Consider the following 12,538-nt stretch of genomic DNA (forward strand, 5'->3'; position numbering starts at 1 on the left):
CGCTGGATCTTCCTTATCTCAGTCTTCAAAGGAAACACTACGAGCAATACGGGACAGCTCACTGCGTTCGTCTACTGAGACACGGTGGGGAATACCCGAAATAATCCGCTCAAAAGTGGAAAAGGAATCCTTAATGTGCGGACCATTTCCAGTGATCACGAATTCGCGAATTCCTTTATCATGCCAAGAACCACGCATCTTGAAAACGTTGAGAGCGCGGGCCATTTCTCCACGAATTTCTACGTACTGCAACAGTAGAATAGTGTCCGTGATGGTAGAGATGTGTGAGTCGGTAATCGAGTGGCTACCCATAAATTCCTCAGAAGTATTTGTGAAGAAGCCAGCAATCTCCTCTTGCTTCGCATAGCCGGTTACGCCAATTACAAACTGGCGAAAGGCGTTATGACTAACGCCACGGGCCAATGCAGACAATGAATCTATTGCCATTCGAGATGGCTTGAACTGATTGATTTCAGTCTTGATAATTTGAAGGTGGTCTTCAAGGCCTGTGGATTCTGGATACGCACAAATAATCTTGAGTAAGCCGTCCTGCTCCATCTGCTCAAAATCGATACCCCAACTGCTGCCATTACGCATGAGCTGGGCTCGCGATTCCTCGTAGGCAAAGAGGATGGCTCGTTCCTTGCTGCGACAAGCATTCTCAATGAATTTGGATACCAACATCGTCTTGCCAGTGCCTGTGGCTCCAGTGGTTAAAATAATTGAGTCTTTAAAGAAGCCTCCACCACACATTTCATCCAATCGAGGCACCCCAGAACTTATACGCACGTTGGACGAACGTTGGGTGAGACGCATGGCACCCAATGGGAAAATACTGATGCCGTGAGCACCCATTGTAAACGGGAACTCCCCCTTCATATGAGTGGTTCCCCGCAACTTAAGGATCTCTACCGTGCGACGACGACGCTCACCTTCAAGCACGTTGCGAAGAATCACTACGTTGTCAGAGACGAACTCCTCCACTCCATAGCGAGCGATTGGTCCATACTCATCGATCCGTTCGGTAGTCATTACCGTGGTAACGCCAATCTCCTTCAATCGAGCAATCAGGCGAAAGATTTCACGTCGCACCACGAATACCGCGTTGTACTGCTGGAACACAGCAGTGATTGAATCAATCGCAACTCGCTTTGCCTTGTACTTACGGATCGCGTAATTGATCCGCTCGATTAAACCAGAGAGATCAAAACTACCAGCCACATCCTGACCATCCGGATCTGGTGAAGCATCCAAAATAAATAACTTGTCTTGCTTGACCATCTCCTGGAGGTTCCAGCCGAAACTAGCAGCATTGCGGAGAATGTCGATCGGTGATTCTTCAAAAGTCACAAAGATTCCCGGTTCATCAAAATGTTTGACGCCATCGTGGAGAAAATGCAACGAAAATACCGTTTTGCCGGTGCCGGACGTTCCACTGATTAGAGTGCTTCGCCCAACGGGAAGACCGCCTTGACAGACATCATCAAAGCCCTCGATCCCAGTGGGGAGCTTCTGAACTTGCATTTGTGACTGACCGCTTGCAGGAGGGAATTGCATGACAAAGGCATATGAATAGACCGTAGTGAGAAGCCTATTGTCGAGCTTGGGGGGGCACTATCTCGCTTAAGAATCGATTGTGGATGAATTGTTCTCTTTATCCATAGTGTCGAGGAAGTTCAACTTCAGCGAGCCATCTGATAGTTCGTCATACAGCAAGTCTAAGCCAATTAGAACCCTTTCACGGTCAGATAAGTCGCCAATGATTCGACGCACTGGGGGAGGCAAAATCTTGGCTAGTGTTGGTGTCGCGAGAATTTTGTCTTCCTCAGCTAATTGTGGGTTTTTCAGCACATCAATCACTTTGAGCGCATAAACACCACGAAATTCGGTTTCGAGGATATTGCGGAGCGTTTTCAGTGCACGCATCGAATTCGGTGTATTACCAGCAACGTAAAGCTTAAGTATGTAGGTTTTACCTGGGCTCATGACGATTCGTTAGAGACAACAGACTGATCAACTTCACGGGATGGATAGTCTAAGACCGTACCAGATAGTGGAATATCAGGGGGTATAGAGCGCCTGAACATCTCACATAAATGAGCCATCACATCAAGAAGTGCAAGGCGGTAATCCTGAAGAAAGTCATTTTTATGTCCCTCCAAGCGGAGCTGCTTCCAAAACTCGTCGATCAGATTCACATGAATCTCGACCGTGCAAGTAATTGGTAAATCAATAAAAAATGCCGCGTTGACAAAATTCTCAAGGGCTTGATCCGCTGCGGCAGGATCACTGAAATAACTGACCAACAAATTTCTATAAGTGCGATGAAGAGATTCGAGCAGTTCTTTCCGTTCATCCGGTGCCAGTCTCACTAGAAACCGGGAGGGATCTCGTTTGTAAAAGACATCCAAATAACCGAGCCGCGCCTGCAAACGACGAGAAAGAGTGCCCACTGCTTTAGTTGCCGCATCTGTGCTTTCCTGACTGCGATCCTGACGTAAGAAACGTGAAATTGCAGCGTCGATGCTGTAACCAAGCTGCACTAATTGATCGCCTGGAAGATGCAACTCTTCTGGGTGATAGTCCACATAACCTTTCACCTCGCCAACTATGACTGCGGGAAACAACATTTCCGCTTTTAGCAAATTCTCCCGAGTCACTCTATTCAGCAAATTTTGCTCAATAACAACAGCATCCAAATCATTTTGACGAGAGATCAAAGTTGTGGCGAGATTTTCGTTTTCACTAACGGATAAAACAATTGACTCGTAGCGATTGGTCGGCAACCATTGCAGGCAAGCGTCAATTAGAGTTGACGAACTCAGCAACAATGCAACGGTGAGAGCCGGTCGGGCCATCTGATGGTCCGGGCGAATGAATTACTTAAGTCTTGACCAAGTCAGGGTAAGATGCCACAATAACCGTTTGTCTTTTGATTGCGGTTCAGGCCTAGGTTGATTCGCTCCAGCTTGACCGCGTCTTGGCTACCCAATGACCGACACCAAACTTGTAGCACAGGCAGCTCCAATGATCAATGGTGGTGCCTACGCCATCGTTGAAGCCTCCGGGACACAGCTATGGCTGCAAGCTGACCGATATTATGATCTAGACCGGTTGCAGGCCGACGTAAACGAAACCGTTGAGCTGGGGAAGGTGCTGCTTATCAAAGATTCCAAAAAAGGCACTACGCTGGGTCGGCCTTACGTCGAGGGCGCCAGTGTAATAGTGAGGATCATGGCCCATCGCCGTGGTCCTAAGACGGTCGTTTACAAGATGCGACCGAAAAAGAAAACCCGACGTAAGAATGGTCACCGACAGGAGCTCACTCGGGTGATGGTGCAGTCCATCATGCTAGATGACCAATCTATCGGCTGAACGCCTCCCTCATTCTCCCGCTCCGTTGCTAAACTTTTATTACCTATGGCTCACAAGAAAGGAACAGGTTCAACTCGCAATGGCCGCGACTCCAATTCTAAGCGTCTCGGCGTTAAAGCGTACGGTGGAGAGCCCGTCTCCGCCGGTTCTATTTTAATCCGTCAGCGCGGTACATCAATACTGCCTGGGATCAATGTGGGTAGGGGCAGGGACGATACTCTATTCGCTTTGATTGATGGTTTTGTAAAATTCGAAACCGTTAAGCGCAGACTGCACAATCGCAAACGCATCAGCATCACAGCCACTGCGTGATTAACTCGAGGCTTGAGTTGAGGTTCTTGGTTCAAGCAAAATTTAAATTTAAACATCACTACTCAGTTAGCTTTAACCTCGGCACTTTGCACAGGCTTATAAATTCTTGATTGATCTTAAGGCAACCCTCATAAATTATGATAGTTTATTCAGACCTTTCCGTACAGTCGTGCGGTAATCAATAGAGGGTGAAATAACTCGAGAAACTGCCCTTGCAGCGTGCGAAAGAAACAATTTACAAGGGCCGAATCGTCAAAATGAAAAGGATATTCACCGTTATAACCCTTAAAGAAATACCAGTTAAGTAAAGCGATTGCGTCAGGCGCCATTCGCTGATGGAATTCCAATAGTTGCGCTGATGGATTAGGCAAATGTTCGAGAACATCTAAGCACACCACTGTATCGAAGCACATATCAGCCGTACTGTGTAAGTCTCTATGCACAGATAGCTTATGACTTAATCCTAATGCCTGAGCTCGTTGTTGCACAAACGCCTGATTATGAGGATTTAAATCTACAAACCACACATGGTCAACCTCTGGCAGAGTGGCTGCTGAAAGAGCATGGGTTCCAATCCCGCCGCCAAAGTCAAGCACTTGGCCCCGCGCCATCATCCCCTGAAGTCTTAAGGTGTCGGCTATGTAGTCGGAACTAGAAAGATGCCAAGCCGCTAGTTCAAGCAGATGGCCTGTCCCTACAGTGTTTTCATAGAATTCCGTGGCATCTTTGGATCTGAGTGGGCCTGGATGCAAGGCTGCCAGATTATCCATGCTTTTGGGTAGGAGCTTCTCTAACTCCTCTAGTGACAAAGTCAAATAACGAGTGAGGTGGGTCTTGACGTCCAAGCCGTCCCGAAGGAAGGCATTTACGTCTACATCCTGACTGCCGCGTAGCTGTTGCATGGAATTGCCGGTCCTCTATTCTCGGGGACGTAACAGTCTGAACTCATCGCCTTCCACTTCTGCCAATGCCCCCTCTGGAAGGTCCCTTTGGTTTCGTAGTTATTGACAAACCTGCCGGTTTTACATCTCACGCCTGCATCAGCCGCCTACGCCGTTGTTATGGCCTTAAACGAGTTGGCCACGGCGGTACACTCGACCCTGCTGTGACAGGAGTTTTACCAGTAGCCCTTGGTCTAGCAACCCGTCTTTTTCCTTACATGCCTGGCGAAAAAGACTATCGAGGTGTGATTCAACTAGGAATACGTACCAGTAGTGATGACCTTCAAGGTGAGATCCTAAAGATAGATCAATGGCCCAAACTGGATCAGACCAGCTTAATTGATGCCCTTGCCCAATTTCGGGGAACGATACAACAACGGCCTCCCCGAATCTCTGCTGTTCATATCAGCGGTAAACGAGCCCACATGAGAGCTCGCCGTGGCGAATTTATGAAACTGCCTCTAAGAATGGTGACCATTGAGCAACTCAATTTAATTCACTGGAACGCAGCATCGGGCCGCTTAACCATAGAGGTTCGCTGTTCAGCCGGGACATACATTCGCGCACTGGCTAGAGATCTGGGAGAATTGCTGGGCTGCGGAGGATGCCTTGCAGAACTCACACGTACTCAGGCCCTCGGTTTTGATCTGAAGCAGGCCCATCCCCTACCAGAGCTAGACACACCGCTTCCACGTCCCTTGTCGCCGCTTCACGTTTTGTGGAGGCTGCCGAAATACGCTATGACTAATAAGGAGGAAATGGACTGGCGCTGTGGTAAGCGTCTCACTACAAGTGGGAGCTTTAATAACGGTGACGTTGTAGTGGTTTGTAATTCCGATGGCAGCATGGCAGGCATGGGTTTGTGTGAACCAAATCAACAACTCCAGCCTAAAGTTGTGTTCGATGCAATCGGATAAAACCCTTAAAGTTTTGGCAGACTTCCTACATGACTGACATTTTTACTGTGCTCTAATAGTTAGTCATAACAGAGTGGTATCGTAGACCAAGTGGACTAAGGCAATGAAAGTAAAGGGCTTTTAATGGAGATTAGTGCAGATGGCTGCAGACTAATTAGCGAAAAACTGTGATCATTTTAACCTATTTGAAGCTTTAGAGGTTTTGCCTACGGATGTAAGATTAAGACATGTACAGCCAGAAGGATATCACTTTGAACATCGATCTAACGCTAATATGTTTCATCGGCAATACTAGCACTTTCAAAAATGCTAGTATTGCCGATGTCTTCAACAATCTCAATTATATCTGTGGTGTTAATATCAACCTAGAACTTGTCCAAAATCTAGAAATTAAATATCATTAGAATGGTATAAGTCATTAAAATTGCTAAGGTTTCCGCCAAACGTGTGGACGAGAGGTACAAGAAAGTAGACTAACTTCTTAGCAACTATCGCTAACGAATTAATCCCTAAATCTTATCAAAAAACCTGACTTTTCAAGCGCGATTTCTTTAAACTTTGTAACCAGTATGAGCTTCCACCATGAGTCAACTAACAGATGATCAGGATCATACAACTGCTATTAACAATGGCTTTGCAACATCATCACCTTTTTCATTGACATTAGATTGATTCGAAAATCTCATCAACAACCTTTGAACTCCAGCATATTGAATAGCTGATAACTTAAAGTTCAGTGTCAGTAATCTCTGAGTAAATATATTGAGCTCAATTTAGTTAGTAATTAGAACAGTGATATTACAGTTAGTCTAAATATCGTACGACCAAAGGGAAAAGATAGCCTCATTGATACTTCTGTTACTCATATTTTCTATATACACATTAATACATTAACTAACTTTAACTTCTTGAAGTTGTTGTGATTAAATCTCACGATCATCAACATCGGCTCCAGAACCAACATCAGAATCAATCTGTTGACCAGGTCGCCAACCACTTGACCAAATCTCTCGACATTTCGCATTTAGATCAGCGCGCTTTAATCCCCAGGCTGCCATGACCTTTCGGAGGTCCTGTTTGATATCTACAGCGCCGGGGAAATCGCTGTAACGAATAGATAGTCGCCCAGCTGTTGTCAATTGTTCTGGCCCTGGATCATCCTGGTGCCTAAGTAAAGCATCAACTTCATTACGATCCGTGGTGTACAGAGGATGGACTTGTGACGTGTCTTCGCTCATCTTAATCGAAATTCTTGTAAAGATAGCTTGTTATTCAAGAGGTAGATTATGAAATATAGAATGGTCAAAGTATAGTCAAATCAAAATGCGCTGACTTGCAAATAAATGCAACATCAAGTAAATAAAACGAGAGTTCGGCAGCAAAATTATTTTGCTGACATCACATACTAATTTCTACAGTGATTCAATCTAACCGTAAGTTAACTGTCAGAAATTGAAGTAAGTTCTTGAAAAGAATGTTCGTACTTAACCTCCTATTTCCTCACCTAACGGTTAAGAGCATTAATTGACACAGCCCTCTTTTCCATACCGATGCCTAAGCGCTAGCCAATAACCTTTCTCTAACGATGTCAATTTTGGATTGGTTTCGTTAATAACCTCATAAGCACGCCGTTTCGCCGCATCCATGAAACGTTCAGTTTTGTCAGGTGATTGCACGATTAGAAGCTCCACAGGAAACAAAATTTAGGAATGCCGCTGCGTTGCAACACGAGATAACTGAGATCCCTCACCTACGAGAAGGACATCATTAGCTACAGCAAACTAATTTTGATGCGCTGGACTTATTAATGGCTATTATCGTTAGCCCACAATCTAAGCAATAAAAAGGAAACTTATAAAAGCCATCATAGTTAGTATTAAAGATGCATTCCAACCAACCTAGGCAAAAACTTGCTAACATGTGTGAAGATTTTATTTGTTACAGCTTTACCAGAGGTTTATGGCAACAGCTAGGGCGATTTTTCCAGGTTGTGTCGGTAACAATTCTACAAGGAACCCTGTAGCTTCCTAATTTGTCATAAATATGCTTCGCGTTCAAGTTTTGACTGCCTTCGTTTTCTCGTTACCATCGCATCGCAAGAAATAACTATTAGTAGTTCTTGCTTATGAATATCAGAAAAGTTGCAGATTGAGTTTCTGTGGATTTCAAATTATACAAAATCGAGCTCAACCAAACAACTTTAAGCTTTTAAAACGCTCAATTACTTATTAGGGATATGGGAGAACTTTTGACCACGAAATGACGCGTATGGAGTCCATAGTTACTCTCAAGTCTGCCTAGTAGGAATAGGAATAGTTAACTCAATCTAAACAGATGTTGAAATAGCCAACAATATTCACAGATACATGATGGAAATCTTCTCTTACTTTTTTCTTTTATTTTTAGCTATGATCAGGTGTTTGGCTTCATAAACTTTGACAAGTGATGCATCACTATCCTTAATCAATTCTAATGCTAAATAATATATAAATTTTGATTAGCTGAGGTTGTTCCTATCAAGATGCCTAACTAGAATTTTTCTAGATAGATCATTCTAGCGATGTTAATCCTACATCTAACAGTGTGGCAAAGATTGGTAGTTCGATAGGGTTAGATTTTTAGAAGATCAAGTCAAACCTGCTCCATTTCTTTAGCAAGAAAGCTAATTCTTCCACGATTTAAAGCAAAAAACTTGACGAGAGTTAAACCAGATATATTAGTTAATTAGTACTAAGATTTTTTGGAGCTAGAAGTGTCCTCATAAACTGATTGACTTAAAATAAAGTTATCTAGAGTCTCAAGTCAATCAATAAAATGACTGTAAATATTTGCACATCTAACCAAGACAATGGTTCGTTATGCCCGGATGTGTAGCGCTGCATGAAGGCGAAACAGTTGCGTTTTAAGAATTATTGCGTAGTACACGATAAATTACTTTTTGATATCTTAAACTGCCCATAAGATAAGCAATAGTTAGCTTTCGTTTTTAGTTAATCTGTACCATCTATCGCGCGGCGTTAATGTCGTTGGTGTTGGCCTGCCGCCTCCGGATCACTTCTGCCAACAGTTCAAGTTTGGTATTTTCCGATTCAGTAGCGCGGTTGGCCATCCAAATACTGGCAGCTTTTTGTTGGGCCAGCTGCTGCGCTAAAGCCAATGCTATTTCACGAAGCTGTTCAAGATTCTGACAGCCACAAATAAATCGTTCGAGCTTTTCTAACTCAAAAGTTTGTTCAAGCGATCGCTCAACAGGGTCAATACTCATGCAAAGCCTTCTGATGATGAAGTTGGGTACGATGATAGAAGGTGGCTATTGACCGCTGCCGATGCATTGGCTCAAGGTTCATGTACTGAGGACTTAAAATGGTAACCGGCACATAGGCAACAAGAACTGCGACCTCCACTTTATCTAAGAATGCGTACGGAGTCTGCGTCTATGGTGCCTAAAGCTGGCTTTGCTAGGGACCTTGAAGCCTATCTAGTGCAATTAAAGCGGAAGGATGCAGGTGCACGCAATAACCGCATGACTAAAATTTGTCGAAAACAGGACCCTGTGGCCACAGGACCACAGCATCAAAAAGAATTGGCGAAGCCATGTCGTGCATGAAGGATGATGAATGTATAGATTTTAACGGCCGACCTAAATACTCATCTAGATCGAAACTAAACTAGCGAAACTAGCTCGGCATAAGCAACAAAAGTTTGGCTCAAATAAGAGCTTCGACTGCTAAATCGAAAGTCACACTTCGGTACTTGTGTTTCTTCATAATCTGAATCGTCGTCAAGTTTAATTTTAATAATTGCCTTTGCTCAAAGAAAGTCGCAAAGTTGCTGACACAATTACAACTTGGGATAGTCCATCAATATTCGTAACATAGATGGATAAAAGTTCAAATGCTGTTGCGATTGTTGAGGAGGTTGCAAGACTGTTAATTGACTTTCAGCTCTGCCGGCGAGTAATTGAAGGTGGCTGCAATACTAGTGCGGATTCATGGTGTGCTTGTAACGGGGTTACATCCACTCCCCGGTAGTAATGCAGAAGAATTGTGCGAAAATCAGCTCCCTGTTTAGCTAGACCATGGGCACCCCATTGGCTCATACCGACCCCGTGACCATACCCCTGACCACGCACCACGAGCTGAAGCCCACATCGAGATAAAACACACTGAGCAGTTGAACGCGGCGTTCTGGGCAGCGGTGGCGGCGCAACTAACAGCGAAGGGACTTTAGCTGAGAAACTAAGCTTCACTAACTGGGGACTGGGTCTATATAACCAACGGCTCTGTTGAGCCGAAACTAACGGCGGTGCATCAGGGTATTGGCCTGCAGCAGAAGTCATTTCAAATTCCACTAAAGTGCTCCTGAGTCCTAGACGCTGGCGTAACTGCTGTCCTGTGAGAACGAAGGACCCCAGTGGTCCTTTTAATCTCGCCTGACGCACACGACCACTTGCGCTCCGACTGATCACATCTATACGGTGGAGTCCACCGATTTCCGGCAGAAGTTGGAATAAATAAGGAGGAGCGAAGTGTTCTTGCCAACGATGAACAGGACTGTGTTGGTCATAGTCAGGAACACTCAGCAAATAGGGCAGTTGCTGACGCCAAACCATGCCACTAGCTTCCGTGATGCCACCGGAACTACTGTGGAAGACGGCATTAATCAATTTGTCACCATGGACAAGAACAAGTGATTGCGTATCAGCTACTGCTTTTCGGGTCCTTAATGTTTCTGCTTCAACGCCCCGGTACACTTGGCTGGTCACGTTAGCCTTCACATCCCAACCTTCCCGGAGCGTGCGTTGCTGAAGGGCGTATGTGCGGGAAGCGACGGCTTGGGCTTGCAACGCGGCCAGAGGCCAATAGTGAGGCATTTCACTGCCTACAACGCTAGTCAGATAGGTTTCAATGCCGATAATATTCACAGCCTGTAAGCATTCCCCGAAGAAACTGATCCGAAATTTTCCCCGGTAGCGTCGTGACCCCAGCCAAATGCCCCGAGGATCATTGTTCTCAACCGTCAGCACCGTGTTCTTGAATAAGCGGCGGCGTTCTCCATCAAGATCGGCCATAACACTAGATCCCACTTGACTCAGCTCCAGCTGTAGTCGTCGAAGCCGTCGTACCCCACCTGTTAGGCCATGCACCTGCATCCACTGTTGCTGATCAGCTCGCAACAGTAGGTTTGGCCCCTCGTACAGAAGCACGCGCATTTGAGGATCAAGCTTCATCGGCATTACACGCTGTGCCGAGCCAATAAGTGAGATCGTGGTCAATCCCACCAAGACTATAGAAGCGAAACGCAAAGCAAACAACTGAAAGCGTTTCAGTGTGCCGTGTCCATTCATGTCCGGCCAAATGGCAGCATGAGGTCGGAGGATTTACGGCCTTGCAGGTCACCTTTCTCGGAACAAGTTCTGGCGTTCCCACCAGGGCCCGCAACGTATCCGCTGTGGCGCTGAGGCTGCCACAGCGATCAGAGGTATGGTTATTCGACTGCGGCGAAGGAACCCAGCACCAATTTTTGCGCAGCGAACTACGGCTCTCCCAGCTTAGGCGCGTGTTCGTGACTCATATGCACGGAGATCACGTTTTCGGTCTTCCCGGCCTTTTGGCGAGCCTTGGGCTGGCTGGGAACAGCAATGAGGGCGTGGATCTTTATGGACCAGATCAGCTAGAGAGCTATCTAAACGGTGTACTCCGTACAAGTTCTACCCGGATCGGTTACCCGCTCAAAGTGCATCGCGTTCGTGATTGCGCTGACCAAAGAACAGCTATTTACGAAGACGATGACTTGACCGTGCTCTGCGCGCCGCTCACCCACCGTGTTCCGGCTTATGCCTATCGGGTGGAGCAAAAACCTTTGGCCGGGCGATTCGACGTCGCACGCGCTCAAGAGTTGCAGATTTCTCCTGGCCCAATCTATGCCCAACTGAAACAGGGGAAAACCGTCACCCTTGAGGACGGCCGAGTAATTGATGGCACAAATCTCTGCGGCCCAGAAAGACCCGGAGTCAGTGTTGTGTACTGCACCGACACAGTGTTCTGTGAAGCGGCGGTCGAACTCGCACGGGGAGCCGACCTCCTCATTCACGAGTCTACCTTTGCTCACCAAGAAGCAGCTATGGCATTCCAGAAACAACACTCGACTAGCACAATGGCTGCTCAGACCGCTGCTGAAGCCAAGGTGGGCCAACTCCTCCTCACCCACCTCAGCCCGCGTTATGCCCCAGGAAATCCAGTCACCCCTGAAGACCTTTTAAAAGAAGCTCAAGCGATTTTCCCAAACACCTGCTTAGCCAAGGACTTTCTCACCTTAAAGGTAAAACCACGCTGCAACAGTTTGTGATCAGGCTTCGGTAAGCCACAACCCCGTGATACAAGAGCTTGGTGCGGTAAACCCGTCAGTCCTCTGCAACCTTCATGGTCTCTGTTCTCCCCCCCCTGCGGCAGTCCCTAAAAGGACTACTAGTTCTCATTCCGGTACTAGTAAGCTTGCTTTCCACGCCTCCGGCTAATGCCGTCCAGTGGGATGCTGAAACCCTAACTGTTCCAGTGAATCAAAACGGTACACAGGTGACCTTTACAGACCGCGAAATAAATGCGGGGCGGAAGGTGTTTAATACAAGCTGTGGCACTTGCCATGCTGGCGGAATTACCAAGACCAACCAAAATGTTGGTCTTGATCCCGAGACCTTAGCCCTAGCTACTCCCGCTCGCAACAACGTCGATGCGCTAGTGGACTACATGAAGGATCCCACCTCCTATGATGGCGAATACAGCATCTCCGATATACATCCCAGTATGCGGAGTGCAGAGCTTTACCCAACTATGCGTGATCTTGATGACGAAGACCTTCGCTTAATAGCCGGTTATATCCTGGTATCGCCCAAGGTGCAGGGAACCTCCTGGGGCGGCGGCAAGATCTACTTCTGAACTTGCAAGGCTTAACTTAAATACCTCAGCGTTTTCGAACGAACCGTTGGGGTTTTTA

Annotated in this window: 15 protein-coding genes; 6 read left to right on the forward strand and 9 right to left on the reverse strand. The window is 46.3% G+C overall.

The features are described 5' to 3' along the window. Positions 1–18: 18 nt before the first annotated feature. The 3 genes from kaiC to ABWV55_RS08490 all read right to left on the reverse strand — a co-directional run bounded on the left by kaiC (position 19) and on the right by ABWV55_RS08490 (position 2,858). Entirely contained in the window at positions 19–1,557 is a 1,539-nt protein-coding gene (gene kaiC, locus ABWV55_RS08480; protein WP_353291625.1) for a circadian clock protein KaiC, read from the reverse strand. Positions 1,558–1,623: 66 nt separating this feature from the next. Continuing rightward, a complete protein-coding gene (gene kaiB / locus ABWV55_RS08485) occupies positions 1,624–1,986 on the reverse strand; it encodes a circadian clock protein KaiB (RefSeq protein ID WP_353291626.1) in 363 nt (120 codons plus the stop codon). Further along, positions 1,983–2,858 (reverse strand): circadian clock protein KaiA, encoded by an 876-nt coding sequence (locus ABWV55_RS08490; RefSeq protein ID WP_353291627.1) that lies wholly within the window; start codon positions 2,856–2,858, stop codon positions 1,983–1,985. The genes kaiB and ABWV55_RS08490 overlap by 4 nt, the downstream gene beginning before the upstream one ends. Before the next feature lie 133 nt (positions 2,859–2,991). Here ABWV55_RS08490 and rplU point away from each other — a divergent pair, with 133 nt between their 5' ends. Together rplU and rpmA are read left to right on the forward strand one after the other, a co-directional pair. Then, on the forward strand, positions 2,992–3,375 hold the full coding sequence (gene rplU, locus ABWV55_RS08495; protein WP_353291628.1) for a 50S ribosomal protein L21: 384 nt from the start codon (positions 2,992–2,994) through the stop codon (positions 3,373–3,375). A 45-nt stretch (positions 3,376–3,420) separates the two neighbouring features. Continuing rightward, positions 3,421–3,687, forward strand: coding sequence for a 50S ribosomal protein L27 (gene rpmA, locus ABWV55_RS08500; RefSeq protein WP_353291629.1), 267 nt, complete (start codon positions 3,421–3,423; stop codon positions 3,685–3,687). A 149-nt stretch (positions 3,688–3,836) separates the two neighbouring features. On the opposite strand, the gene ABWV55_RS08505 is transcribed toward rpmA, so the two are convergent. Then, on the reverse strand, positions 3,837–4,589 hold the full coding sequence (locus ABWV55_RS08505; RefSeq protein WP_353291630.1) for a class I SAM-dependent methyltransferase: 753 nt from the start codon (positions 4,587–4,589) through the stop codon (positions 3,837–3,839). A gap of 65 nt (positions 4,590–4,654) precedes the next feature. Between ABWV55_RS08505 and truB the strand changes: the two genes are divergently transcribed. Continuing rightward, the gene (gene truB, locus ABWV55_RS08510) at positions 4,655–5,545 is read left to right on the forward strand and encodes a tRNA pseudouridine(55) synthase TruB (RefSeq protein WP_353291631.1); all 891 of its coding nucleotides are present in this window, start codon (positions 4,655–4,657) and stop codon (positions 5,543–5,545) included. Positions 5,546–6,468: 923 nt separating this feature from the next. On the opposite strand, the gene ABWV55_RS08515 is transcribed toward truB, so the two are convergent. The 4 genes from ABWV55_RS08515 to ABWV55_RS08530 all read right to left on the reverse strand — a co-directional run bounded on the left by ABWV55_RS08515 (position 6,469) and on the right by ABWV55_RS08530 (position 8,949). Continuing rightward, a complete protein-coding gene (locus tag ABWV55_RS08515) occupies positions 6,469–6,783 on the reverse strand; it encodes a DUF3288 family protein (protein WP_353291632.1) in 315 nt (104 codons plus the stop codon). Between the two features lie 282 nt (positions 6,784–7,065). After that, complete coding sequence (locus ABWV55_RS08520) at positions 7,066–7,221, reverse strand: hypothetical protein (RefSeq protein WP_353291633.1); 156 nt, start codon at positions 7,219–7,221, stop codon at positions 7,066–7,068. 1,328 nt (positions 7,222–8,549) lie between these two features. Continuing rightward, a complete protein-coding gene (locus ABWV55_RS08525; protein ID WP_353291634.1) occupies positions 8,550–8,810 on the reverse strand; it encodes a hypothetical protein in 261 nt (86 codons plus the stop codon). After that, positions 8,800–8,949 (reverse strand): hypothetical protein, encoded by a 150-nt coding sequence (locus ABWV55_RS08530; protein ID WP_353291635.1) that lies wholly within the window; start codon positions 8,947–8,949, stop codon positions 8,800–8,802. The genes ABWV55_RS08525 and ABWV55_RS08530 overlap by 11 nt, the downstream gene beginning before the upstream one ends. An 11-nt stretch (positions 8,950–8,960) precedes the next feature. Here ABWV55_RS08530 and ABWV55_RS08535 point away from each other — a divergent pair, with 11 nt between their 5' ends. After that, on the forward strand, positions 8,961–9,152 hold the full coding sequence (locus ABWV55_RS08535; protein WP_353291636.1) for a hypothetical protein: 192 nt from the start codon (positions 8,961–8,963) through the stop codon (positions 9,150–9,152). A gap of 333 nt (positions 9,153–9,485) precedes the next feature. Here the strand turns inward: ABWV55_RS08535 and ABWV55_RS08540 are convergent, their stop codons facing one another. Beyond that, a complete protein-coding gene (locus ABWV55_RS08540; protein WP_353291637.1) occupies positions 9,486–10,892 on the reverse strand; it encodes a SpoIID/LytB domain-containing protein in 1,407 nt (468 codons plus the stop codon). Positions 10,893–10,933: 41 nt separating this feature from the next. On the opposite strand from ABWV55_RS08540, the gene ABWV55_RS08545 reads away from it, so the two are divergent. Both ABWV55_RS08545 and psbV read left to right on the forward strand, forming a co-directional pair. After that, positions 10,934–11,893 carry a ribonuclease Z gene (locus ABWV55_RS08545; RefSeq protein ID WP_353292719.1) on the forward strand — a complete coding sequence of 320 codons (960 nt, stop codon included), beginning with the start codon at positions 10,934–10,936 and terminating at the stop codon, positions 11,891–11,893. A 74-nt stretch (positions 11,894–11,967) separates the two neighbouring features. Then, entirely contained in the window at positions 11,968–12,480 is a 513-nt protein-coding gene (gene psbV, locus ABWV55_RS08550) for a photosystem II cytochrome c-550 (RefSeq protein ID WP_353291638.1), read from the forward strand. The last annotated feature ends 58 nt before the right edge of the window (positions 12,481–12,538 follow it).

This window comes from Synechococcus sp. M16CYN, from assembly GCF_040371545.1.
Taxonomy (GTDB): domain Bacteria; phylum Cyanobacteriota; class Cyanobacteriia; order PCC-6307; family Cyanobiaceae; genus Parasynechococcus.